The organism is Ruegeria sp. AN6, from assembly GCF_056540425.1.
Genome location: NZ_JBQFWR010000010.1, coordinates 55,396 through 80,270, shown reverse-complemented (window position 1 = coordinate 80,270; position 24,875 = coordinate 55,396). Strand labels below are relative to the sequence as shown.

The following is a 24,875-nucleotide window of genomic DNA, read 5'->3' as shown; positions in this document are numbered from 1 at the left end:
AATGCTGGCGCAATTACCCGAATTTGGCGGGAATTTCCAGCGAGGCGGAAACAAAGCCAACGATGCAGTACGATTCCCTAGATCACCTTCTGAAATCCGGCGGTGAGGCCCTGAACAAGGGCCCTATAGCGCTGATCTTCGCCGAAGATGAAGTCGAATTGGAAAGCACGCTGCATCACCACCTTAAACTAGGGTTCAAATCGGTGATCGCATTCCTGCCACAGGAATTTGCGATCGACGATGATCTGAGCGAGAGGGTCTACAGGGTTGTGATGACATGCGCGCCCAGAACAGTCGTTTTTGACGCCATCAACCGGATCATCCAAGCCACGCAAGGCGTCTGGATATACTACTGCTACAACGCCGAATACCTGTTCTATCCGTTCTGCGAGACCCGCTCGGTTGGCGAATTGCTCGCCTTCCATTCAGAAGAGCGGCGACAGGCGATGTTGACCCACGTGATCGATCTGTATGCGAACGATCTGACGGCCTTTCCCAACGGCGTGGCCCCCGATCAAGCAATGCTGGACAAGACCGGATACTACGCCCACACGCGGCATGATGCATCTGGCAAGCCGCTAGAGCGGCAGCTGGATATGTCTGGCGGCCTGCGCTGGCGGTTCGAAGATCATATCCCCTATGAACGGCGCCGTATCGATCGGATTTCGCTGTTTAAAGCAAAACCCGATCTGAAACTTCTGCCTGATCACACGTTCAACGAGGCGGAATACAACACCTACGCCTGCCCTTGGCACAACAACCTGACCGCCGCGATCTGCTCCTTCCGTGCGGCCAAAGCACTAAAAACGAACGCCGGATCGACTTTCGATATCTCTGATTTCCGCTGGAACCATTCAACTCCGTTCGAGTGGGATTCGCGCCAGTTGCTGGATCTGGGCCTGATTGAATCGGGCCAGTGGTTCTAGATCCTAGCGCTGTAACAGAACCGGGAACCAGTCCTCGCGTAGCCTTTGCCCCGGCACCATGTCATGCCCCGGAAATGGCGGCGATGTCCGCCCCGGACGTTCAACATAGCGCGCATCATCACCAACCAACCGCAGCGAGAAGGCCCTGCGCCGACTGTCGGAAGTATTGCCACGGGCCCCGTGGAGCGTGCGATAGTTGAAGGCCACGGCGTCGCCGGGCTCCATCTCGAATTCGACAACCTTCATCCCTTCGGCATCCGGGTCAGGGATCGGCATGTACTGCCCCTCATCAGGGAAGAACCCTTCTTCCGAGACCCAGCGAGTAGGCAGCACTTCTTTTTCCCAGCGGTGCGATCCGGCGACGCAACGCAGGGTCGCTTGTTTCACCGGGTCCAACGGTGACCAGAAGCTTATATTTTGTTGGCCATCGACAAAATAGTATGGCCCATCCTGATGCCACGGAGTCGCCATTGAGGTCCCGGGCTCCTTCACCAGTACATGGTCGTGGAACATCTGCACGGATTGCGATTGCATAAGGTCGGCTGCAACTTCGGCAGCAGGGGATGTTTCGATCACTTCACGAAACTGCGGGATACGAGACCAGTTGCAATAGTCGTCAAAAAAACGGCCGGTCTCACCGTCTTTCTTGTTCTCTGACGCATAGGGACCCGGTTCATCCATGTTTGCCGCAACCCCAGCCCGCAGGGTTTCAATGTGATCGGCGAACAGGCCTTTGACCAACACAACACCGTCCGTCTGGAAGTCGTCAATCATGGCTTGGGAAACAAGAGGGTGAGTCATCGCGGTCTCCTTGGATTTGTCGCCCGATCTGCGCATGAATGAGCCCTCTGTTCAAATCATATCTTTCGATTTAGGTGTTAACTTGATGTTATATCTCACTCTGCGCCAATACGAATATGTCTGCGCCATTGGTCGACATGGCAGCCTGTCTGCGGCAGCGCAGCGCCTGAACGTCTCGCAACCCGCCTTGTCCAATGCACTGACCCGGGTCGAATCACATTTGGGATATCCACTCTTTGCCCGAAGGCGGGGTGCCGCGATGGCATTAACCCCGCAAGGCCGCAAGTTTATCGAAGAAGCCGAAACCTTGTTGAACCGAGCAGCCCTGTTAGAACAGTCAAAGCAGCCGCTAACCGGCGAGAACAGATTGCGCCTGGGATGCTTCGTCGATCTGGCCCCATTTCTTCTGGCCCAGTCTCTGCACCGTCTGCGAGAGTCCTTGCCCGATGTCGTCCTGACACACGGGGTTGAAACGTTCGAAGGTCTGATTTCCGGCCTGATCGATGGCAGATATGATTTTGCGCTTACGTATGATCTGGGCATGGACGCCGGTTTTTTGTGCAAGAAGCTGTTCGACAGCACGCCACATGCACTGCTTTCACCCGATCATACACTGGCGAGGGCCGAGCAGGTGACCCTAACCGAGCTCGCGGCACATCCATTGATTCTGTCCAAAGAGGGTCTGTCCGCGCAGCATGTGCTCGCGCTCTTCAGACGCAAAGGTCTGAATCCCACAATCTCGCACCGGGCGGAATCACTCGAGCTTTCGCGTAGTCTGGCTGCTCATGGGGAAGGTATCGGTATAAGTTATACCAGCCCTAAAAGCGGCTTCAGCTATGATCAGGTCCGCCTGGTAAGCCTGCCGATCATCGATCCGGACGCAACCGAATCCGTCGTTTTGGCGCGGCATGGCACGGGGCCTACTGATCCACTGATCACGCAGGCCGAACATGCATTGGTTACGCTGTTACGAAAGGATTAGCGGTTATTTCTTCCGCAAGCGGATCACCACATCGACCGATGCGATTTCGACGCCTTCAGGCGCTTCCGGCAATTGCTGAATCACCAATTGGTCTGACGGCGCATCGCTCAGGCGGCTTTCGTCTTCCCAATAGAAATGCGGATGGTCGTGCGTATTGGTGTCGAAATAGCTTTTGGATCCGTCCACAGTGATTTCCTGCAGAACCCCGGCATCGCAGAACGCGCGTAATGTGTTGTACACGGTCGCCAGCGAAACCGCGTCACCTTTGGCTTTTGCGGATTCAAACAGGCTTTCTGCGGTCACATGACGATGCAACCCGTCACCCACAAGCAATTCGGCCAAAGCAACCCTTTGGCGCGTGGGGCGCAAACCTGCGTCAACCAACCAATTTGCAGCGATGTCACGGCTCTGAGGTGTCATGAATCCGATACCTGTGTTCTGCTGCCCTTAATATAAGTGCGCCCGACCTGCAATTTCAAATGAAATTCATTCGCAAGAAGTATACGTGTCACGGCATGATATGGTGTCCTGGTCTTGCAGGACCTTGCAAACGGGTGCTAGACGAGACCAGATATAACGAACAGACCCAGGCAGGAGAGGCGGCAGAATGGCCCAATTCCCAAGCAGTTTTGACAAGGACGATCTGCTGAAATGCGCCCGCGGCGAGCTTTTTGGCCCTGGCAACGCGCAGTTGCCCGCCCCGCCGATGCTGATGATGGACCGGATCACCGATATCTCGGGCGATGGTGGTGCGCATGGCAAAGGCCATGTACTGGCCGAATTTGATATTAAACCCGACCTTTGGTTCTTTGACTGCCATTTCCCCGGCAACCCGATCATGCCCGGCTGTCTGGGCTTGGACGGTCTGTGGCAACTGACCGGCTTCAACCTCGGTTGGCGCGGATGGCAAGGCCGTGGCATGGCCGTTGGCGTCGGCGAGGTCAAGCTTACCGGGATGGTACGCCCGGACCGGAAGATGCTGACCTATAAAATTGATTTCAAAAAAGCGATCCAAACGCGCCGTCTGACAATGGGTGTGGCAGATGGCATCGTCGAAGCCGATGGCGAATTGATATACGACGTCAAGGACATGAAGGTCGTTCTGTCAGACGCCTGAGCCTGACCGGCCGAAACAAGGAGTACGCACATGCGTCGAGTAGTCGTCACCGGTTTGGGGGTTGTGTCCTCGATCGGGAACAACGCTGAAGAGGTGCTTGCCTCGCTGAAAGCAGGCAAATCCGGCATTGAGGCCAACGAACAGATGGTCGAACACGGCTTTCGCAGCCAGATCGCCGGTACGCTGAAAATCGACGTGGCTGATCACGTGGACAAGCGCACGCTGCGGTTCATGGGACCGGGCGCAGCTTATGCCCATATCGCGATGAGCCAGGCGATCGCTGATGCCGGGCTGACCGAAGATCAGGTCGTCAATCCGCGCACCGGTCTGGTGGCCGGTTCAGGCGGACCTTCGACGAGCGCGATGCTGACCGCTCACCAGACCGTGCTAAAAACCGGAGCGACAAAGCGGATCGGCCCGTTTGCAGTGCCTAAATGCATGTGTTCGACGATCTCGGCAAACTTAGCGACCGCGTTCAAGATCAAGGGCATCAACTATTCGATTACCTCTGCCTGCTCGACGTCGCTGCACTGCATCGGCAACGCGGCGGAACAGATCATGCTTGGCAAGCAGGACGTGATGTTCGCAGGTGGCGGCGAAGAACTGGACTGGACCCTGTCCTGCCTGTTCGACGCGATGGGTGCGATGTCGTCCAAATATAACGACACGCCCGACAAAGCCTCGCGCGCATTCGATCAGAACCGCGACGGGTTCGTAATTTCCGGTGGTGGCGGCATCGTAGTTCTTGAGGACCTCGAACATGCGCTGGCCCGTGGCGCCAAGATTTATGCCGAAGTCACAGGTTATGCCGCGACATCTGATGGGCACGACATGGTAGCACCCTCTGGCGAAGGCGGCGAACGCGCGATGCGTCTGGCGCTGTCGACCGTGCCCGAAGGCCGCAAGGTCGGCTATATCAACGCCCACGGCACCTCGACCCCGGTTGGCGATGTAGGCGAAGTCGAAGCCGTACGCCGTATCTTTGGCGAAGGCAGCGTACCTCCGATTTCATCAACCAAATCGATGACCGGCCACGCGCAGGGTGCGGCTGGCGCGCTTGAGGCGATCTTCTGCCTGTTGATGCTGGAACATGATTTCATTACTCCGTCGATCAATGTCGACACACTTGCCGAAGGCATCCTGCCCGGTGAAATTGCAACTCAAGTAGTTGAAAACGCAGGCCTGGACAGCGTGATGACCAACAGCTTCGGCTTTGGCGGCACCAACGGATCCATGGTTCTGTCGAAGTATAACGGGTGAACAAGATGTCGGATATTCTCAAGGGTAAACGCGGCCTGATCATGGGCGTGGCAAATGACCGCTCGATTGCATGGGGCATCGCCAAAGCCATGCACGAGGCGGGCGCTGAACTGGCTTTCACCTATCAGGGCGAGGCGTTCGGCAAACGGCTGGAACCTCTGGCCCAGAGCCTTGGCAGCGACTTCATGGTCGATGCGGATGTCACCGATGACGCATCACTAGACCGCGCATTTGGCGAGTTGGGAAAGCGCTGGCCGACCATCGATTTTGTCGTCCACGCTATCGCCTATTCGGACAAGAACGAACTGACGGGCCGTTTCCTGAACACCACACGCGCAAACTTCAAGCATTCAATGGATGTGTCGGCCTATTCGTTTATCGAGGTCGCGCGCCGCGCCTATCCGCTGATGAAGGACAATGGCGGCACGCTGCTGACCCTGACCTATCAGGGTTCGAACAAGGTGGTGCCGAACTACAACGTCATGGGCGTAGCCAAAGCGGCGCTGGAATCTGCGACCCGTTATCTGGCAAACGATTTGGGCCCCGACGGCATCCGTGTCAACGCCATCTCACCCGGCCCTATGAAGACGCTGGCCGGTGCCGCCATCGGCGGAGCGCGCAAGACCTACAAGTTCTGCGACCAGAACGCCCCCATGCGTTCGAACGCCACGCTTGAAGCGGTTGGCGGCACTGCCGTTTATCTGGCTTCAGATGCGGGAAGCTACACTTCGGGTGAGATCATCCGCGTCGATGGCGGGTATCATATTCTGGGTATGCCTCAGCCCGAGGCCATGTGACCATATCTTTCCCTGCGGGTGCCAAGATTTGACCATCTTTGCCCCGCAGGGATTACGATATGAGCAAACTTGAACAAATCCTTGCGAGTAACGCGCGCTCGCCAGCGTTGAAACGCAAGTCAGGAAGCGGACGTGCACGTCTGTTCCTGCTAATACTCACATCGCTGCTGATTGCCTTTGTGTTTCTGACCCAACCGCCCGTACGCGATGCGGTTGAGCCTATGTTGTCACATATCCCCGGCCTTTGATCTGAGCGGGATCAGTTGATCGAAACTATTTCGATATCAAAGACCAGATCCTGCCCCGCCAATGGATGATTTGCATCCAGGGTCACCGTCGCCTCATCTACTTCGACAACAGTCACTGGCAGTGCCTGACCGTCAGGTGTTTGCATCTGCAATTGCGTGCCGGGTTCCAGCGGAATGTCATCCGGGATGCCTTCACGCGGTATCTGTTGCCGCATACCCGGATTGATCGGACCATAGGCTTCAACGCAATCAATCTCGACACGCTTTTTCTCGCCAATCTCCATCCCCGGCAGGGCAGCATCCAGACCGGGGATGATCTGCCCGGAACCAACCGCAAACTCAAGCGGATCACGCCCCTCGGAACTGTCGAAGACTTTGCCGTCCAACAGAGTTCCGGTGTAGTGGATGCGAACCGTGTCGCCTTGTTTGATTGCGGTCATGATGGCCTCCGGCCTGAAAAGAAATGAACGGCGCAGCCTAGAGGCTGACACGGCATTGTAAACCCTGCCCTCTTTAACCCCGGAACCGGTTGTGGTTACCTGCGCCCGATCAGGGGAGGATCGGATGGCTATCACCACTTGTGTATTCGACGCGTATGGCACTCTGTTCGACGTGGCTGCTGCTGCTCGGCAGGCCGCAGCGGAACCGGGGTTCGAGGCGCTGGCGGATAAATGGCCTGAATTGGCCAATCACTGGCGTCTGAAGCAACTGCAATACACTTGGCTGCGTGCTGTCGCTGATGCGCACTGTGACTTTTGGGACGTCACGCAAGATGGGCTGGATTGGGCGTTGGAAGCGGTTAGCCTGCAAGGGGATAACACCCTTCGGCAGCGCCTGCTGGATTTGTATTGGGAGTTGCAGGCCTTTCCCGAAGTCCCCGAGATGCTGAAGGCGCTAAAAGAGGGCGGGATGCAGACGGCCATCCTGTCCAACGGTTCACCTCCTATGTTGGATGGTGCGGTTCAATCTGCTGGGATCGGAGATGTGCTTGATGACGTGTTGTCGGTTGAAAGCGTCGGGGTCTTCAAACCCCATGCCAGCGTCTATGACCTCGTGCAAAACCGGTTTGGCTGCGCGCGTAACGAAGTGCTATTCGTCAGTTCAAACGGCTGGGACGCCGCTGGGGCAAGCGGCTATGGGTTTGTTACCGCTTGGGTGAATCGCGCAGGGGAACCGATGGACCGCCTGCCCTGGAAACCTGCCCATGTGCTGTCTGACCTGACAACGATCCCGCAATTGGCGGAGCTTTGATGGCGTATTTCACCACTTCGGACGGCAGGCGCCTCTATTACGAAGATACAGGTACAGGTCAGCCACTGCTTTGCCTGGCGGGTTTGACTCGAAATTGCCGAGACTTTTCATTTCTTGCACCGCATGTGGCGGATCTTCGAATGATTTCGATGGATTATCGCGGGCGCGGAAAATCCGATTTTGATGCAGACTATATGAACTACAACATTCTACGCGAGGGGCAGGATGCAGTTGAACTGCTGGATCACCTGGGCTTGGGCAAGGTAACGCTGTTGGGCACCTCGCGCGGGGGGCTGATCGTCATGGCGCTGGCCACCAGCCATCCTGACCGTTTGGCAGCTGTGATCCTAAACGACGTTGGTCCGGTGATCGAACTCGGTGGTATTGCCAAGATCATGGACTATGTCGGCAACCGCCCAACCCCAAAAACCTACGACGACGCGGCGCGCGCCCTTGGGGTCATGATGGAATCGCAATTCCCAGGTATCTCTTTGGACATCTGGAGGCAGCAGGTTGAGAACCAATACATCCAGACCGATACCGGACTGGACCTGCGCTATGACCCTGCCCTGAGAAACGCTCTGATCGAACAGGCAGCAAACACGCCCGCTCCTGACCTCTGGCCTTTGTTCGACGCGTTGCACGATATCCCGACTGGCGTTATCCGGGGTGCGAATTCCGACCTGCTGAGCACTGCCACAGTACAAGAAATGCACGCGCGCCACCCTAAACTGATCTCAACCGAAGTACCGGACCGTGGTCATGTTCCGTTCCTGAACGAAGTGCAATCCCTCGACCTAATCCACCAAATATTGGATGCCACATGAGCAACATTGACATGATCGAAGCCGCATCCGACAGGCTGAAGGGGCACGTGCGCGAGACCCCGCTTCTGTCATCACCTTTTCTGGATGAAATCGCGGGTCGTCGCGTATTGGTAAAACCCGAATGCCTGCAACACACCGGTAGTTTCAAGTTTCGCGGCGCGTGGTCCGCAATCTCTGCGCTGGATGACGCGGCGCGCAACCGCGGTGTGATCGCCTATTCCTCGGGCAATCACGCGCAGGGCGTTGCATATGCAGCAGCTCAACACGGGATATCTTCAGTCATCGTCATGCCGTCGGATGCGCCGAAGCTGAAGATTGAAAACACCCGCGCGCTGGGGGGTGAAGTGGTCCTCTATGACCGTGCAACCGAAAGCCGCGAAGACATCGGTGAAGCGTTGGCTACTGAGCGCGGTTTGACGCTGATCCGACCCTATGATGAGCCGCAAGTGATTGCAGGGCAAGGTACGACGGGATTGGAGTTGGCGCGTCAGGCGCTCGAGCTTGACGTGACCGAAGGCGATGTCCTCGTATGTTGCGGCGGAGGTGGGTTGACCTCTGGCATCGCACTGGCTCTGGAACATCATGCACCCGGCCTACGCGCGCGCCCATGTGAGCCCGAGGGGTTTGACGATGTGAAACGCTCTCTGCAGGTTGGCGCGATCCAGAGCAACAATGCCTCATCCGGCAACATCTGCGACGCAATCCTGACACCGCAACCGGGGCGAATTACCTTTCCGATTCTACGACGGCTTTGCGGCCCCGGGCTTGCAGTATCTGAACAGGAGGCACTGCACGCCGTGGCCCTCGCCTTTTTGCGCCTCAAGATAGTGTTGGAACCAGGTGGAGCGGTGTCTTTGGCGTCAGCGCTGTTTCGGAAAGATCAAATTGAGGGGGATACCGTGATCGTCGTGGCCTCGGGTGGGAATGTAGATCCGCAGATATTTGAACAAGCGTTGGAATTCCTTACCTGACAATCGGAAGCGATCAGTGCAAAATCTGATCGAGTTTGTTTTATTAGGCACCCTGAACAGACGGGGACCGATTACATGCATATCGCTGACCTGAAAGACGTAAGTCTACACTATCGAATTGACGGAGATGTCGACGGAGCTCCCATTGTATTCGCCAATTCTCTGGGTACCGACATGCGCCTATGGGACCCGATTATACCTTTTCTGCCCACAGGGTTAAGAATCATCAGATTTGACAAACGTGGACACGGATTATCTTCCCAACCGGTCGCCCCATACTCAATGGGGAGCTTGATTCGAGATGCTGAACAACTGCTGGATCATCTCGAGGTAAAAGACTGCGTGTTTGTGGGCCTGTCCATCGGCGGTATGATCGCGCAGGGATTGGCGGTAAAACGCATGGACCAGATCCGCGCACTGGTGCTGTCGAATACCGCTGCCAAGATTGGGACGCCTAAGATCTGGCAAGACCGTATGGCAGCCGTTCGCGCTGGTGGGATTGAAGCCCTTGCTGACGCCACAATGGAGCGTTGGTTCTCGAAACACTTCCAGTCCGGCCCTGAGATACCCTTGTGGCGAAACATGATCGTTCGGCAACCAGTTGAGGGATATCTGGGGTGTTGTGCCGCAATTTCGGGCACAGATTTCTATACGCCCACCAGCGGCCTAAGGCTGCCCACATTGGGAATTGCTGGCAGCGAGGACGGTTCGACTCCGCCCGATCTGGTACGTGAAACGGTTGATCTTATACCCGGCTCGCGCTTTGCACTGATCCGACGGGCGGGTCATCTGCCATGTGTCGAGCGCCCGCAGGAATATGCCGAATTGCTTGGCAATTTCCTAATCGAGATCGGCCATATCTGAGGGAGAAAGAGTTGGCGGACTTCTTACTAGTCCACGGGTCATGCCACGGTGCTTGGTGCTGGCGTGACCTGATTCCGGAATTGACCACATTCGGGCATTCTGCCCGCGCTATCGATATGCCAAGCCATGGTTCGGACCCAACTCCAATTCAGGATGTGACCCTCGAGTCGTGCCGGGATTCAATTTTGAAAGCCTCAACACCACAATCGATCATCGTGGCACACTCCTGGGGCGGTTATCCCGTCAGCGCCGCTGCCGAGGCTGATCCGAACGCCATGCGGGGTGTAATTTATCTCAGCGCATATGTCCCGCAATCCGGGCTTTCCATGATTGAAATGCGTAAACGCGCGCCTCGCCAGCTGATAGGTGATGCCGTCGAAAAATCTTCTGATGGTCTATCGTATACGGTTGTGCCGGATCGGGTTCATGATCTGTTTTATCATGACTGCCCGCATGAGGTTGTGGCCTACGCGTTTGGTCGCTTATGCCCCCAAGCTATCGCGCCGCAAGCGACACCATTAGATACAGGCAAAAACTTCGCCAGCGTCCCAAAAGGATACATCCGAACGACTGATGACCGTACAGTGCCGACCGAGTATCAAGCCGAAATGGCTGGATGCGCAGACGCCGGTATGTGCCTGACCATCGACAGTTCTCATTCACCGTTCTTCTCGCACCCTGAGCATCTGGCCGGATTGATGCACCAGATCTCGGAACGAATGTGACCGGGGCCCGATGACAAGTGATCGCAATCACCGCAAAGACGGGTTGCAAAACTGGCCCAGCTATTCGTTCGGCTCTTGTGGAGTGCTAGGCGGAAAGATTGATAAAAGCCTGCTGCATTTATGAACGCTCGCGCCGCATTGGCATAACAACGACATATACGTGACGGAAACCACCTTGCAGGTTAGGCCGGGACGGGTCACCGTGAACTCAAACGGGAACGGGGAAAAACATGCAATCCATCAAAGCAGCCGTGTGCCGGGCGTTCGGCGAACCGCTGATCATCGAAGACATTCTGATCGCGCCACCTGGAATGGGTGAGGTAGAAGTTACGCTGGAGGCCGTGGCAATCTGCCATTCGGATATCTCATTCGCCAGCGGGGCATGGGGTGGTCACCTACCTGCCGTCTACGGGCATGAGGCCGCTGGGACAATCTCGGCAGTCGGAGACGGTGCGGGCGATTTTAATGTTGGTGACCCGGTGGTCGTGACACTGATCCGTGCGTGCGGGTCATGCCCCTCTTGCGCGGGGGGAAAACCTACAATTTGCGAAACGCCCTATGACACGATCAAAGGACCGCTACGAACCGCAGACGGGGGCGCATTGGAACAAGCGATGGCTTGCGGTGCATTTGCCGAGAAAGTCGTGGTTAGCCATCGTCAGATCGTCAGAATTCCCGAAACACTACCAAAGGATCTCGCCAGCCTGCTCTCGTGTGGCGTGATCACCGGGGTCGGTGCGGCCGTAAACGCCGCTGAATTGCGCCCCGGGCAGGATGTTGTGGTGATTGGTGCCGGTGGGGTTGGCCTAAATGCGATTCAAGGCGCACGTATCGCCGGCGCGCGCCGTATCGTTGCTGTCGACATGACCGAAGAAAAGCTTGAGATCGCTAAAGAGTTCGGAGCGACGCATGGTGTTCTGGGCAACCTCAGGGAGCCGTGGAAAGCCGCGTATAAAGCGCTTGGCGGGCGTGGAGCAGACGCGGTTCTGATTACCGTTGGCGCAATCCCAGCCTATGACCAGGCCCCGCGCTATCTGGGCCGCGGTGGCAAAGCGATCATGATCGGGATGCCGCATTCTGGTGACATGTCCAGCTATGAACCCGTTGTTTTGGCAGCGCTTGGGCAAGGCATGGTTGGGTCAAAAATGGGAGACGTCGTGATCCAGCGCGATATTCCATGGATGATTGATCTTTATGAACAGGGGCGGCTGAAACTGGACGAATTGATCTCGGGTCGCTGGACCCTTTCACAGATCAACGAAGCCATCGAGGATACCAAGACCGGTGCTGCGAAGCGCAATGTGATCATGTTCGACCACGACTGAACCCCTGAAAGGAGCGCCTGATGAAACTGCAGGATCTCGATGTCATCGTTACCGCCCCTCCGGCCCCAGGCTGGGGTGGGCGTTATTGGATTCTGGTCAAAGTCTCGACCGATACTGGTGTGGTGGGATGGGGAGAATGCTATGCATCCTCGGTCGGACCGGATGCTATGACCCATGTCATCCGCGATGTGTTCGAGCGGCACATGCAAGGGGAGAATCCCGAGAATATCGAATTGATGTTCCGCCGTGCCTACTCCAGCGGATTTACGCAGCGCCCGGATCTAACTGTCATGGGCGCGTTTTCGGGCTTAGAGATCGCGTGCTGGGACATTCTTGGCAAAGATCGGGACCGACCGGTCTATGCACTTCTGGGCGGCAGGATGAACGACCGTATCCGGGCCTATACCTATCTCTACCCGCTTCCTCAGCACGATCTGGCTGACTTCTGGACCTCGCCGGAACAGGCCGGTGAAAGTGCGGCGGAAATGGTTCGACGCGGCTACACAGCTATCAAATTCGATCCGGCGGGGCCCTACACGATCCGCGGTGGGCATATGCCTGCTATGTCGGATATCTCAATGTCAGTTGCATTCTGTAAGGCCATCCGCGAGGCGGTCGGAGACAAGGCCGACCTGCTATTCGGCACCCACGGCCAATTCAACACCGCCGGAGCAATTCGCCTAGGACAAGCACTGGAGCCCTATTCACCTTTGTGGTTTGAGGAGCCCACTCCTCCGGACATGATTGAAGATATGGCTCGCGTGGCGCGCAATGTCCGCATACCTGTCGCGACGGGTGAGCGGATGACGACCAAGGCCGAATTCGGCGCGGTATTGCGCGCAGGCGCCGCCGAAATACTGCAACCCGCACTTGGCCGTGCAGGCGGTATCTGGGAGATGAAGAAGGTCGCCGCCATGGCCGAGGTTTTTAACGCGCAGATGGCGCCGCATCTATATGCGGGCCCGGTTGAATGGGCTGCCAACATTCATCTGGCCGCATCGATTCCAAACCTTTTGCTTCTGGAAAGTATCGAAACGCCGTTTCACGACCAACTGATCAAAGGAAGCATCCGCGTCAACGAGGGCTTTGTCACTCCTCCTACCAAGCCCGGGCTTGGTATTGACGTTGACGAGGACCTTGCGCGCGCACACCCCTACATAGGTGATGGTCTGCACTTAGAGATGCAGGAAGCGCCCTGCGACTATGTAAATGGAAATGCATTTCAGGGCGGCGCTCCTGTGGTCGAGGGGTGACAATCGGACGGCAAGTAAGGCATATTGATCCGACCCAGAAGTAGATCTTAGGTTGTTGCGTGAGACCTCAGGATAACGACACTCAAATTTTGTCGGGGGAAACCCCCGCAGATATGAAAGAAAGTGCGGCACGGGCAGCGGTATTCCTCAAGGCCCTGGCACATGAAGGTCGCCTGATGATCCTGTGCCATCTGGGAGACGGCGAGCGTTCTGTAGGAGAGTTGGAGGATTTGCTGGAGATTCGGCAGGCAGCGGTCAGCCAAATGCTTGCACGCTTACGCGACGAAGGACTGGTAAAAACCCGACGCGATGGCAAAACGATCTATTACGCACTGAATGATGGCAAAGCTGCGCAGATGATCGAACTTCTCTATAGCCTGTTTTGTGAGCCAGATGCCTAGGCCGATCAGTTCGAGACATATCCTGCGATAACCTGCAGCAGCTTGAAGGCTGTGGCAGCATCATTTTCGACCACGGCCAGGAATTCTTCTTCACCAATTCGCAGACAGGACAGGTCCGTTTCTGCCACCATGCTCAAGGCCCGTGGCTCTTTACGGATCAATCCGAGCTCACCGACCAAAGCACCAGCGCCAACGGTTATGATAAGTTGGTCGTCCTCGCCCGAACGCGGCAGATAAAGACCCGCTTCGCCCTCGAGGACGACATAGGCCCCATCGGTTGGCTGGTCGTCCTTTAGAAACACCACCTGGCCGGCCTTGGCCTCGAACCAACGCGCACCAAAGGCCAGCAGGCGGAGCTGACGGCGGTCAAGACCCGAGAACAACGGTGTTTGTTCCAGCGCTCGCAATTTGCGACTCAGGTCGGCAGATGCAGCGCTGTCACCCTCGACGTCGGTTGGGCCTTCGCCAGTCACGACCCGACCCTGACGAATTTCGACATGCATGTCGAAAACATCTGGATTTTCGAACGTATCATTCAGGTAGATTACCGTAGTTTCGGGCAAAAGTTCACGCAGATTTTTGTAAACCGCGACCTGCGTTTCCATGTCATAGCTGGCCAACGCAGTTTCCAGGATCAAAATGTCCGGCTTTTTGATTGTTGCGCGCGTAAAGGCCAAGGGTTCAGCAAACACCGCCGGCAAGTTCTGACCACCAAGTGAAACCGGCACATCATAGATCAGTTCAACCACCAACGGACGCGCGCCATTTTCAGCCAACGCATCGACGATCAGCTTGCGTGCCTCATCGGTTCGCGCACCACCAATCTGGCTGACCTTACCGAATAACGCATTTTCCATGACAGTCAGGCCAGGCGCAAAGGCGTTCTCATTCAAAGGCACAAAAACATCGTGCAGAGGTTCCAGCAATTTTTCCGAGTGGCTGTGGCGAAGCTCGAGGATGCGATTTTTTAGCTCGTCCGAAAACGCAGGACCGATCTGTTCCGCCGAGATCACAAACGGCACCGACAACAAGCTGGCCAATTGCTCGTCGTCCAAGCCCTGTGTGCCTTCTTTGCGGGTTTGCTCAACCAATTCGACCGCCGCCTCGTAGGTTTGAGCCTCGAGCCCGAGTTTGCGGAACAATGGGTGGTCGGTTCCATCCAGTCCGAAGATCTGGCGTAGCATTTCAATCACGTCACGGGTCAGACTGACCAGAGTTTCATCCAGCCCCAGCTCACGCAACTGACCCAGAAACACGGTTTGGCGCGCCAAAAGTTGTTGATTGACTGGCACGCAGGGCGTCGCGAACAAGAGGTTTTCAGCAACCGGTAATGCGGGGTTATAAGTGGACCGGTCAAAAACCAAAGCTTGCTCGGCTAGACCAGCCTCGCGCACCGCCTGTTGTACCAATGGCCGCAGCTCGATCAGTTTGGCCGCCAACTGCGGATGTTCATTGGGATCAAATGCCTGTTCTGCCCCGCGCTTAAACAGAGCGGCACCTGAACCCATGCCGTCTATCAACTGCAGCCACCATTCACGCAACTGATCGGTATCGTCAAAACCGGCCAATCCCGGATCAAACCATTTGGTATCTATTGGATCCGCGCTGTTACCCGCGCGCAGCGTTTCTGCAAAATTCGGATCATCAGATGAGGTGGACAATGGGCGGGGGCGCATCGGCATAATCACGTTCTCGCCCAACGTACCCTGAAACATCACCGGCCGAGAGGTAGCCAGACCGATCCGCGCTGCCACAACACTCTGATGCAGGCCTGCCATATTGATGCCGCCGATTTCGATCCGTCCAGAGGTCGGTGCAATCTCTCGGATCAGCAATTCGGTCAGTGCATCACGATCTTCTTCGCTGGTTGCCGAGATACCAATGGTCTTGCCGGCCGGAAAAGTCAGGTTCAGATCGTCAAGCACCTGATTGCCATCAATATCGCGAACCGAGACCCGGTCCAGCACGATATCACCATTCAAGTGGGGGCGTTCAGAAGGCTCGCCTTCGAACAGCGACTCGTCAATCATGCCTTCCGGTGCGAATCGCTCGATCACAACATCCCACCGCAGCGACATATCCTGCGTTTGGTTGTAGTAGGTCAGCAGTTCCTTCCAAGGAGAGCTCAGATCTTTATAGGCGGCCAGCGCGGCCACCAATGCGCCCAAAGAAACCGATCCCTGCAATACCAGAAGGCCTCCGACGAGATAAAACATAAAGGGCGTCAGCTGCGAGATGAAGTTGTTGATGAACTTCATAAAGAACTTTTTCTGATAGATCTCAAAGCGGATGGCGAACAACCGCCCCAGCTGATCCGAGATCATCGCACGACGATACCGCCACCCCCCATTGGCACGCAAAGTCGATGCACCGGCGGCATTCTCACCGATCTGGGCGGCCAGAACGCGGACCTCCTGAATGCGCTTCTTGTTCAGCAAGTTGATTTGACGCTGCAGTTTGGGGATCAACCAGGCCTGTAAAGGAATCAAGGCGACGGCAGCCAGACCGAACCAGACGCTTTGCAGAAACAGAAAGGACAGAATCGTGATCATCTGACCCGCCTGCAGCACAGGCTGACTGATCGCATCCCCCATCAAGCCTCCCATGGGCTCGCTTTCAGCGGTGACCATCGACACCATTTCGCCCTGGCTCACACGCTCAAAATAGGGCTGCGGAAATCTAAGCGCGCGATTGATCAACTGATACCGAAATCGACGCAGCATCCGTTCGCTCAAAACACCCTTCATGGTGTTGATGCGCATTTTCATCAGACCATGCGCCAGCACCGCAGCCAGAAAGGCAAAGCAGAGAATCGTCAGGAATGCAGTTTGTGTCAGGCTATATCCCCAAACGTCGACAATCTGACTGGTCGCACCGATTGCATCATTGATGATGCGTTTGGGGAGCTCCAAGGTGAGATAAAGTAATGGAAATAGCGTCGCAGTCACGGCCAGTAGAATCAGCTGATCGCGTTTGGAGTATTTCCAGATGAACCGAAAGATCGTTCGCTCGATTGAACCCGCCCCTACTAATGACCCACCGCTCAAATCACTGATTTTGGTGTGAATACAACGGCACGAATTTACCGCAATCGTATCCTCAGACGCAAATGAAAATCCGATTTGCGCTTATTTCGCGTTGTGTGAACAAGTTCATTTGCGCGGCAGGCCATTACCCCCTAATCTTCTGATTCAGGACGATATCGGGAGGATTCATTTGCCTGCCAACTTTGGCGCTGTGTTTCTGTTGCTCTGCCTGCTTCAGATCAAGCACATGTTCGCCGATTATTATTTACAGACGCCCAAAATGCTTTCTGGGCGTGGCACGTATTTCCACATGGGACGCGCGCAACATGCAGCTGTGCATGTTGTGGGATCGGTTATTATCTTTGCGCTCTTTCGTGCGCCGATAGAATTTATTCTGATCATTGCTGCATTGGAATGGATCGTGCATTTCCACATAGATTTCGCAAAAGCCAATTACTCAGATCGCAAACAGCTACAACCCAATCAGGCAGCTTTCTGGCGCGCTGCTGGTCTGGATCAATTGCTTCATAACCTGACCTATATCGGGATGGCCTGGGCCTGGGTGGTCTTTGCAGCCTGAAGCTTAAGGCACGGTCGGTTGATTTCTTTTGATTGTACGCAACACCACATTGGTCTGCGCACTGGCAACGGCTGGCAGCCGAAACAGGAAGTCCTCCAGAAACGTATTGTAAGCCGCCAGATCTCGGCAAAGGACACGCAAGTGGTAGTCCGCCTGCCCCGTGGTTGCATAGCATTCCTGGATTTCGGGGCTTAGTTCCACCGCTCGGATGAAGTCGACGATTTTGTCCGGATCGTGTCGCGTCAGATGCACATGTACGATTGCTTCGAACGTCAATCCCATCGCCGGTGGGTTCACCAAGGCACCATAGCGTTCGATTATCCCTGCGTCTTCAAGAGCGCGCACTCTGCGCCAAAGCGCAGAGGCCGACATCCCCACTGTGTCGGCTAAATCTGCATTCGAAATTCGACTGTCATTCTGCAGCAGCGTCAGAATTCGGCGGTCTCGGTCATCTAGAGCAATCATATTGGATATTCTAATCGGAATTTTGATATATTTTGAGTTTTTTTTCCAAAATATCATATCTCGGCACACAAAATGGAACGGTTAACCATTCGAACTGGGTTAAAATATCCTCAACCAAAGGCATAATCCCATGGACCCGATGCAATGAGCCACCTCGACCGAAATATTCGCACCTATCGACTCGACGATCGCTATTCCCTAACTCAAGGCCGGGTCTTTTTGACGGGCACTCAGGCCCTCGCGCGGATCATGATGGATCAGGCGCGGCGCGATCGGCAGGCAGGTTTGAATACATCAGGTTTTGTCTCTGGCTATCGCGGATCGCCATTGGGCGGGTTGGACCTGGAGCTGTGGCGCGCCAAAGAGCGATTAATAGCAGACAGAATCACCTTCATGCCCGCTGTGAACGAGGACCTCGGCGCTACAGCCGTACTGGGTGCCCAACAGGCCACGTTGGACCCACATTGCGAAGTCGAGGGCATCTTTTCGATGTGGTACGGCAAAGGCCCTGGCGTCGACCGTTCAGGCGATGCGTTAAAACATGGCAATGCTTATGGTTCCGCCCCGAAAGGCGGCGTGCTTGTGGTGGCGGGCGACGACCACGGTTGCGTCAGTTCGTCGATGCCGCACCAATCGGACGTGGCCTTCATGGCGTGGTTTATGCCCACATTGAACCCGGCCTCGGTCGAGGAATATTTGGAATTCGGCGAATACGGATTCGCTCTTTCCCGCTTTTCGGGCACATGGGTCGGGTTCAAGGCGATCTCGGAAACAGTGGAAAGCGCGCGTTCGGTCGATCTGCTCCCGGACCGCAGTTTCACCCTGCCCCGGATCGATCTGCCAGAACGCGGCTTGCATGTGCGGACGGCCGACCTGCCCTCGCCTGAAATCGAGACCCGCATACAACACAAACTGCGTGCCGTCCGGGCATTTGCCGAAGAAAACCCCATCGACCGACGCATCTATGACATCGACAACGCCAAATTCGGATTTGTGACCACCGGCAAAGGTCACCTTGATTTGATGGAGGCGCTGCGTTTGTTGGGCCTTGATCAAGCCGCTTGCCGTCGCTTGGGGATCGACATCTACAAGGTCGGGATGGTCTGGCCGCTGGCCCGCCGCAACGCGTTGCGCTTTGTGAAAGGCAAGGCCGAGGTTCTGGTCGTCGAGGAAAAGCGCGGCATCATCGAAAGCCAGTTCAAAGAGTATTTCTATGACTGGCCCGGCGACAAACCCCACAAGATGGTGGGCAAATATGACAGCCATGGTGAACCGCTGATCCCGTGGACCGGGGAACTCAGCCCGTTGATGCTAGCCCCCATCGTAGCCGCCCGCCTTGACACGTTCTTTCCAGAAGAAAACCTGCCTGCTAAAGCACGCGCGCTGACCGAGACGGAAGCGCCCGTGATCAACGTCCCGGGTGCAACGCGAACGCCCTATTTCTGCTCGGGTTGCCCGCACAATACCTCGACTAAAGTACCCGAAGGCTCCACTGCTGCCAGCGGCATCGGGTGCCATGTCATGGCATCATGGATGGATCGCGAAACCGTCGGCTACGCTCAGATGGGCGGAGAAGGCGTGCCTCACGTGGTGGCCTCACAATTCAATGGCGGCAAGCATATCTTTCAGAATCTGGGCGAAGGGACGTGGTACCATTCGGGATCCCTCGCGATCCGACAGGCGGTCGCGGCAGGAACGAACATCACCTATAAAATCCTCTACAATGATGCGGTCGCAATGACCGGAGGGCAGCCGGTGGACGGGCCAGTCAGCGTGGCAGGCATCGCGCAAACCTGCCGCGCCGAGGGGGTCGAGCGGATCGCACTGGTCTCGGATGACATCACCAAGTTCGGCCGTGCCGATTTCCCTGCGGGAACTACATTTCATGACCGGGCAGAAATGGACAGCCTGCAACGCGAGCTGCGCGACATACCCGGTGTTACCGTTCTGATCTACGAACAGACTTGCGCGACCGAAAAGCGACGCCGCCGCAAGCGCGGCATGATGGAAGACCCACAGAAATTTGTTTGGATCAATGATCTCGTCTGCGAAGGCTGTGGCGATTGCTCCGTCGCGTCGAACTGCCTAAGCGTTGAGCCGCGTGAAACGCCGCTGGGCCGCAAGCGCAAGATTAATCTGAGCTCCTGCAACAAGGATTTCTCGTGCCTGAACGGGTTCTGCCCCAGTTTCGTCACCATTGAGGGCGCAACTCGGCGCAAGCAGAGCGTTGATATGGATCTTGATGCGCTTGAGGCGGGACTACCCCTGCCCTCAGCCGCATCTTTGGAGTCCCCCTTTGATCTGCTGGTGACAGGCGTCGGAGGCACCGGAGTGGTTACAGTCGGGGCCTTGATCACCATAGCGGCGCATCTAGAAGGTAAGGGTGCTTCGGTTCTGGATTTCACCGGATTTGCACAAAAATTCGGAACCGTACTGAGCTATATCCGCCTCGGTAAAGAACCTGATACGCTCAACCAGGTGCGCATTGATCAGGGCGCTGCGGATGCGGTGATCGGATGCGATGTGGTCGTAAGCTCGGCCCCCAAAGCATCGGCTCACTATGCGCCGGGGACGCGCGTCGTTCTGAACCGGGCCGAGATGCCTACCGGAGATCTTGTGCTGCATCGTGATGCCCAACTACGGGTTGACGCGCGGGAGCAGGCGATTGCAGACGTAGTGGGTGCGGAAAATTTAACCAGCCTTGACGCAAACGCGATGGCCGAGGCGCTGTTAGGCGATACGGTCTTCGCCAATGTCATTATGTTGGGCTATGCTTGGCAAAAGGCGCTGGTACCTGTGTCACACACCGCGCTGTCGCAGGCAATTCTTCTAAACGGTGTCGCGGTCGAAAAGAACCGACTGGCTTTTGCCCTTGGACGGTGTTTGGCAGTTGATCCGGAACGCGTTCAGGGATTGGCTCAGCCGACCGAGACAGAGGACACACTGGACCAGATGATCGAGCGGCGGGTTGCCTTTCTTACTAACTATCAGGACGCCGAATATGCCAACCGCTACGCACAGCGGATCAAGGCGATCCGATCGTCAAAGTCTGATATCTCGGACCGCCTTGTTGAGACGATTGCTCGAAATCTGTTCCGTTTCATGGCCTATAAGGACGAGTTTGAGGTCGCCCGACTGCAGACATCTTCTGACTTTTCTGAGGAGTTGGCACAGCAGTTCGAAGGTGATTTCAAAGCCAAATACCATTTCGCCCCGCCGCTGCTAAGTTGGCGCAAGGATGAGCGCGGGCGACCGGTCAAGATTGCGTTGGGCGCATGGATGCACCCGGTTCTGCGTGGTCTTTCACGGTTGCGCGGATTGCGCGGATTACCTCTGAACCCGTTCGGATATCACGCCGAAGCGCGGCTGCACCGTAATATCCTGAATTGGTTTGAAGAGCTTCTGAACAGGTATCAGACCAATCCGACAGCACGATCAGAAGCAGAGTGGTTGCGCGCGTTCTCGGCGGCGGACCAGATACGAGGGTTCGGACCGGTACGCGAAGAGAGCTTCGAAACAACGCGCGCAGAGGTGTCTTAACCGAGAACCGAAAAGCTGCTTTCGGTATTGATGGGCCGTTTGCGGGAATAAAATCCGGTGTCGATTGTCCGGCCTAAATAGGGCAACTCGAACTGCAACGGATTGTCATCATGATCTGCGCCGCCTTCGACATAGCCGATCAAAGCGGTCATCATCTTGCCCGCGATCGGAGCATTTTTGTATTGGTTCCCGCTGGTGCCGCAAGCCATGTAGAACCCCGGAAGGCTGGATTTATCATAGATCGGAATCCAATCTGTCGATGCATCGTACAAATCCACGACGCCCCGGGTGCGTGAGGGTATCCCCAGGCTGGGAACGCGCTGCGCGTAGCGCATTGCTTGCGTTGTCCACTGGTCTGTAAATTCGTGGTTATAATTCACGTCATCTTCGCACCACTGATGCGGATCGCAAGCCGGATCTTCCGAGCCGATCAGAATGTGGTTGCCATGCTCAGGGCGGCAATAAAGGGCGATGTCGCTATCTGAGACAATTGTTCCTTGTGTCTCAAAATCAAACCCTTCGGGTGCCGGTACATGCACGACTTCCTGCCGCAGCGGGCGGGTCTGGATGGTCATGTCACCCAGAACCCCAGCCATTTCGTTAACAATTGCCGACCCGGGCCCAGCGACGTTTACAACCACTTTGGCATGGATCTCTTCACCCGAGGCAAGTTTGACGCCCGCAACGCGGCCCTCGCTGGTCAGTATTTCACGCACCTCAGCACCGGTGCGAACGTCGGCACCATGCAACTTCGCCGCATCCATCAGGTTTTGGGCCGACAACGCCGGATCTGTCACATATCCCGCGTTAGGCCAGAAAACCGCGCCTTGAACATGTGCCCCGTTCGATTGCCCAAACTCTGGATCATCCATGCGCCGCGCCGGAGCGAAGCTGTCTAACGTGTAAATCGGCAGACGTTCCGTAATCTTCTCCGGTGTCCATTCTTCAAAAGGACAGTCCAGTTCGGTACTGTACTTCTTATGGTTTTCAAGAAATCCATTGGCCTCCGTCTTCATGACCATACAGCCGGTTTCACGGAACTGTGCCAGATTGGCATCATCAGACAATCCCAGATAATCTGCCCAATCACGCCAATAATGGTATCCCTCCCAGGCGAAGGCCGTGCCATCAAAAGTCGAATAATGCATCCGAACGATGGCGCATGAACCGGCGGTCGATCCATGCCCAACTTGCGTATTGCGGTCCAGTGACAGAGTCTTCCAACCCGCCTTAGCCATCTCGAAGGCGATGGCGGCCCCAATTACGCCGGTTCCGATAATGATTGCATCAGGTTGGCTCATGTCCTGTCCTCTCCCAAAGGCGTTTCGCATAGTCGCTGAATTCGGATACTTCTTCGGGTCGCGGCTCAACCCCAGTGAAGACGTAAAGATAGTGTGGCACCATCGATAGCCTGGTCGCCATCGGCTCGTTCAACTGCGCCAGATCATATCCGATCTGCATATAGTACAGTACGCGTGCACGAGTCTCGGCTTCGGTCTCATCATAGTTGAAACGGATGAACATCGTGCACAGTGCTGCCAGACGTCTCGCGTCGGATTGATCCAACATGCGTCGCACCTTTCCCGATCGTCGCGCCCAATCTCGAACGGCAAAATCAAGCGCGGTATCAAAAAGCTCTGAGTTCACGACACAACGCTGAACATTGCAAACGGCCGCCGTTATCGTCTCTGCAGGCAGTTCGGATTGTGCGATCAATGCTGCCGTGTTGGTTGCCTGCCATCGCGCCAGCAACGCATCCAACAACTCCTGCCGAGACTTGAAGTACCAGTAGAACGAGGAGCGCGAGACCGCCATACGTTCCGCCAGGTTCATGACCTTCACCTGCTCGACCCCATCCGAGATCAAGACGTCCATGGCGACGTTCAACCAGTCATCACGTGTGACCTTGATATTACCGGTCAAGGGTTCAGCTTCCGGATCGTCCCGGTGGAGGATTGGTTTTGTGCTCATTCAACTCTCCGGCGGTGCACCGCCTGCTTCCGTGCGACGTGCGATGAATTCATGCAACGCGCCAAGACGGCTCACATCCTGGGCTGGGGCTTCGAAATTCGCTAGAATTTCTTTCCAAACGCCTGTTGCCCGGTGATTTGCGTCGACCGAACCACGCTCGGTCCAAGTCCCGAAATTGGCGTAGTCATGAATATGTGGCTCGTAAAATGCAGTGTTGTAGCGTTCCATCGTCTGGCTGGTCGCGAAGAAATGCCCGCTGGGTTCAACTTCGCTCAGCGCGGAATCGAAACCTATCTCTGAACTATCTGCCTGCGCTCCGGCGCAAAGTTCGGCCACCATGTTCAGGACTTCTGCATCACAGATCATCTTTTCGAAGGACACCGTCAGGCCACCTTCAAGCCAACCGGCTGAGTGAATGATCACTGTCGCTCCGGCCATTAGGCAGCCCCAAAGACCGAACTGGTTCTCGTTGGCTGCCTGTACGTCATTGAGGTTCGAAGCCGACCCTGCCGCCGATCGCCAAGGCAGGCCTAAGTATCGTGCGAGTTGCCCCGCGGCCAACGACGCCTGAAAATGCGAAGGCGTTCCAAACGCAGGCGCACCGGATTTCATATCAACGTTGCTGGTGAAGGTCCCATAGCACACTGGCGCGCCGGGGTTTGTCAACTGCGTCAGTGTCAAAGCAGCGAGCGCCTCGGCATGCGACAGGGTGATGGCTCCGGCAACGGTGATTGGCGCCATTGCACCCATCAGGGTAAATGGAGTGATAATCGACATCTGCCCGTGGCGCGCAAAATCGATCAGCCCCTGCGCCATCGGAATATCCAGCGTCCGCGGGCTATTGGTGTTGATGATCGTGTAACAATGCGGATTGCCACGGAACTCATCATCGCTAAACCCGCGCGCGATGGACAGCATCTCAAAACAGTCGATCACCTGAGGCGTTCCGCGCGAGAAGAAGAAGGGGAACTTGTCCGTCAATTCCATTTGCGCTTGGGTGGTGAAATAGTGCCTGACGTTGGTGGGTACGTCCTGCGGTTCGACCTGAGGCGAGATCATCTGGAAGACATCGAAATGATGCGTGAGCTTGAGGAACTCCAGATAGTCTTGCCCGTTTGCAGGCCTGCGCCCGCGCTCCAGGTCAGTCGCATTCGGAGCACCGGCCCCGGGCTGGAACACCAAAGAACCTAGCTCCAGCGTGAAATCCCTGCGCCGCGCCCCGGCGCGGCAGGCAATGGATTTCGGGGCCGACGCCACCGCAGCCTCGACCATGTCGCGCCCGATGAAGACCATCTCATTATCTTCATTCACACGCGCACCACCCTGTGCATAAATCCGGCGCGCCTCGGGCAGCAGGACCTTCACACCCAATTCTTCCAGCGTGCGCAAGGCCGTCTCGTGCATGTCAGCAATCTGATCCGCCGGAAATACTTCCATCTGCGGAAACGGATTGCGCAGCTGACGATAGTTCGCGTCACGACTGGGTTGCGGGACCGCCTCGGCCCCACGCCCTCGGCGACGGCGTCTTCCGGCCTCTGCTTCCAT

Annotated in this window: 24 protein-coding genes; 16 read left to right on the top strand and 8 right to left on the bottom strand. The window is 56.1% G+C overall.

Annotation, left to right across the window (positions count from 1 at the left end):
• Window positions 1-62 precede the first annotated feature (62 nt).
• Window positions 63-926, top strand: a complete 864-nt coding sequence (locus tag ACR0MQ_RS15750) for a hypothetical protein (RefSeq protein ID WP_170774938.1) — start codon at window positions 63-65, stop codon at window positions 924-926.
• Between the two features lie 3 nt (window positions 927-929).
• Here the strand turns inward: ACR0MQ_RS15750 and ACR0MQ_RS15745 are convergent, their stop codons facing one another.
• Complete coding sequence (locus ACR0MQ_RS15745) at window positions 930-1,727, bottom strand: phytanoyl-CoA dioxygenase family protein (RefSeq protein ID WP_029621670.1); 798 nt, start codon at window positions 1,725-1,727, stop codon at window positions 930-932.
• Between the two features lie 85 nt (window positions 1,728-1,812).
• Between ACR0MQ_RS15745 and ACR0MQ_RS15740 the strand changes: the two genes are divergently transcribed.
• Complete coding sequence (locus ACR0MQ_RS15740; protein ID WP_480609270.1) at window positions 1,813-2,709, top strand: LysR family transcriptional regulator; 897 nt, start codon at window positions 1,813-1,815, stop codon at window positions 2,707-2,709.
• A 3-nt stretch (window positions 2,710-2,712) separates the two neighbouring features.
• Here the strand turns inward: ACR0MQ_RS15740 and irrA are convergent, their stop codons facing one another.
• Window positions 2,713-3,129: an iron response transcriptional regulator IrrA gene (irrA, locus tag ACR0MQ_RS15735; RefSeq protein ID WP_170477572.1), complete on the bottom strand. Its 417-nt coding sequence runs from the start codon at window positions 3,127-3,129 to the stop codon at window positions 2,713-2,715.
• A 187-nt stretch (window positions 3,130-3,316) separates the two neighbouring features.
• On the opposite strand from irrA, the gene fabA reads away from it, so the two are divergent.
• The 4 genes from fabA to ACR0MQ_RS15715 are packed head-to-tail and all read left to right on the top strand — an operon-like array spanning window position 3,317 to window position 6,131.
• The gene (gene fabA, locus ACR0MQ_RS15730) at window positions 3,317-3,826 is read left to right on the top strand and encodes a bifunctional 3-hydroxydecanoyl-ACP dehydratase/trans-2-decenoyl-ACP isomerase (protein WP_170477575.1); all 510 of its coding nucleotides are present in this window, start codon (window positions 3,317-3,319) and stop codon (window positions 3,824-3,826) included.
• A 30-nt stretch (window positions 3,827-3,856) separates the two neighbouring features.
• Complete coding sequence (gene fabB, locus ACR0MQ_RS15725; protein WP_170477578.1) at window positions 3,857-5,086, top strand: beta-ketoacyl-ACP synthase I; 1,230 nt, start codon at window positions 3,857-3,859, stop codon at window positions 5,084-5,086.
• Window positions 5,087-5,091: 5 nt separating this feature from the next.
• A complete protein-coding gene (locus ACR0MQ_RS15720) occupies window positions 5,092-5,883 on the top strand; it encodes an enoyl-ACP reductase FabI (protein WP_010437983.1) in 792 nt (263 codons plus the stop codon).
• 59 nt (window positions 5,884-5,942) lie between these two features.
• Window positions 5,943-6,131, top strand: a complete 189-nt coding sequence (locus ACR0MQ_RS15715; RefSeq protein ID WP_170477585.1) for a hypothetical protein — start codon at window positions 5,943-5,945, stop codon at window positions 6,129-6,131.
• 11 nt (window positions 6,132-6,142) lie between these two features.
• On the opposite strand, the gene ACR0MQ_RS15710 is transcribed toward ACR0MQ_RS15715, so the two are convergent.
• Complete coding sequence (locus ACR0MQ_RS15710) at window positions 6,143-6,571, bottom strand: FKBP-type peptidyl-prolyl cis-trans isomerase (RefSeq protein WP_170774946.1); 429 nt, start codon at window positions 6,569-6,571, stop codon at window positions 6,143-6,145.
• A 124-nt stretch (window positions 6,572-6,695) separates the two neighbouring features.
• Between ACR0MQ_RS15710 and ACR0MQ_RS15705 the strand changes: the two genes are divergently transcribed.
• From ACR0MQ_RS15705 to ACR0MQ_RS15670, 8 genes are all read left to right on the top strand, one after another.
• Entirely contained in the window at window positions 6,696-7,382 is a 687-nt protein-coding gene (locus ACR0MQ_RS15705) for a haloacid dehalogenase type II (RefSeq protein WP_480609266.1), read from the top strand.
• Window positions 7,382-8,209 carry an alpha/beta fold hydrolase gene (locus ACR0MQ_RS15700; protein WP_170774950.1) on the top strand — a complete coding sequence of 276 codons (828 nt, stop codon included), beginning with the start codon at window positions 7,382-7,384 and terminating at the stop codon, window positions 8,207-8,209. The genes ACR0MQ_RS15705 and ACR0MQ_RS15700 overlap by 1 nt, the downstream gene beginning before the upstream one ends.
• The gene (locus tag ACR0MQ_RS15695; protein ID WP_170774952.1) at window positions 8,206-9,180 is read left to right on the top strand and encodes a threonine/serine dehydratase family protein; all 975 of its coding nucleotides are present in this window, start codon (window positions 8,206-8,208) and stop codon (window positions 9,178-9,180) included. The genes ACR0MQ_RS15700 and ACR0MQ_RS15695 overlap by 4 nt, the downstream gene beginning before the upstream one ends.
• Before the next feature lie 75 nt (window positions 9,181-9,255).
• The gene (gene pcaD, locus ACR0MQ_RS15690) at window positions 9,256-10,044 is read left to right on the top strand and encodes a 3-oxoadipate enol-lactonase (RefSeq protein WP_480609263.1); all 789 of its coding nucleotides are present in this window, start codon (window positions 9,256-9,258) and stop codon (window positions 10,042-10,044) included.
• 11 nt (window positions 10,045-10,055) lie between these two features.
• A complete protein-coding gene (locus ACR0MQ_RS15685; protein WP_480609261.1) occupies window positions 10,056-10,769 on the top strand; it encodes an alpha/beta fold hydrolase in 714 nt (237 codons plus the stop codon).
• Window positions 10,770-10,999: 230 nt separating this feature from the next.
• Window positions 11,000-12,094, top strand: a complete 1,095-nt coding sequence (locus ACR0MQ_RS15680; RefSeq protein ID WP_480609259.1) for a Zn-dependent alcohol dehydrogenase — start codon at window positions 11,000-11,002, stop codon at window positions 12,092-12,094.
• Between the two features lie 20 nt (window positions 12,095-12,114).
• Window positions 12,115-13,347 (top strand): mandelate racemase/muconate lactonizing enzyme family protein, encoded by a 1,233-nt coding sequence (locus ACR0MQ_RS15675; RefSeq protein WP_480609257.1) that lies wholly within the window; start codon window positions 12,115-12,117, stop codon window positions 13,345-13,347.
• Between the two features lie 113 nt (window positions 13,348-13,460).
• A complete protein-coding gene (locus ACR0MQ_RS15670; RefSeq protein ID WP_480609255.1) occupies window positions 13,461-13,748 on the top strand; it encodes an ArsR/SmtB family transcription factor in 288 nt (95 codons plus the stop codon).
• Window positions 13,749-13,753: 5 nt separating this feature from the next.
• On the opposite strand, the gene ACR0MQ_RS15665 is transcribed toward ACR0MQ_RS15670, so the two are convergent.
• Window positions 13,754-16,795, bottom strand: coding sequence for an ABC transporter transmembrane domain-containing protein (locus ACR0MQ_RS15665; RefSeq protein ID WP_170774961.1), 3,042 nt, complete (start codon window positions 16,793-16,795; stop codon window positions 13,754-13,756).
• 169 nt (window positions 16,796-16,964) lie between these two features.
• On the opposite strand from ACR0MQ_RS15665, the gene ACR0MQ_RS15660 reads away from it, so the two are divergent.
• Window positions 16,965-17,354: a DUF3307 domain-containing protein gene (locus ACR0MQ_RS15660; protein ID WP_010437966.1), complete on the top strand. Its 390-nt coding sequence runs from the start codon at window positions 16,965-16,967 to the stop codon at window positions 17,352-17,354.
• Window positions 17,355-17,357: 3 nt separating this feature from the next.
• Here the strand turns inward: ACR0MQ_RS15660 and ACR0MQ_RS15655 are convergent, their stop codons facing one another.
• Window positions 17,358-17,819: an Lrp/AsnC family transcriptional regulator gene (locus ACR0MQ_RS15655; RefSeq protein WP_170774964.1), complete on the bottom strand. Its 462-nt coding sequence runs from the start codon at window positions 17,817-17,819 to the stop codon at window positions 17,358-17,360.
• Window positions 17,820-17,963: 144 nt separating this feature from the next.
• On the opposite strand from ACR0MQ_RS15655, the gene ACR0MQ_RS15650 reads away from it, so the two are divergent.
• Window positions 17,964-21,359, top strand: coding sequence for an indolepyruvate ferredoxin oxidoreductase family protein (locus ACR0MQ_RS15650; protein ID WP_480609252.1), 3,396 nt, complete (start codon window positions 17,964-17,966; stop codon window positions 21,357-21,359).
• On the opposite strand, the gene ACR0MQ_RS15645 is transcribed toward ACR0MQ_RS15650, so the two are convergent.
• The 3 genes from ACR0MQ_RS15645 to ACR0MQ_RS15635 are packed head-to-tail and all read right to left on the bottom strand — an operon-like array spanning window position 21,356 to window position 24,875.
• A complete protein-coding gene (locus ACR0MQ_RS15645; RefSeq protein ID WP_480609250.1) occupies window positions 21,356-22,660 on the bottom strand; it encodes an NAD(P)/FAD-dependent oxidoreductase in 1,305 nt (434 codons plus the stop codon). The two genes, ACR0MQ_RS15650 and ACR0MQ_RS15645, sit on opposite strands and share 4 nt — an antisense overlap.
• Complete coding sequence (locus ACR0MQ_RS15640; protein ID WP_170545690.1) at window positions 22,647-23,330, bottom strand: TetR/AcrR family transcriptional regulator; 684 nt, start codon at window positions 23,328-23,330, stop codon at window positions 22,647-22,649. Before ACR0MQ_RS15640 ends, ACR0MQ_RS15645 begins: the two co-directional genes overlap by 14 nt.
• On the bottom strand, window positions 23,331-24,875 hold the full coding sequence (locus tag ACR0MQ_RS15635) for a trimethylamine methyltransferase family protein (protein ID WP_480609248.1): 1,545 nt from the start codon (window positions 24,873-24,875) through the stop codon (window positions 23,331-23,333).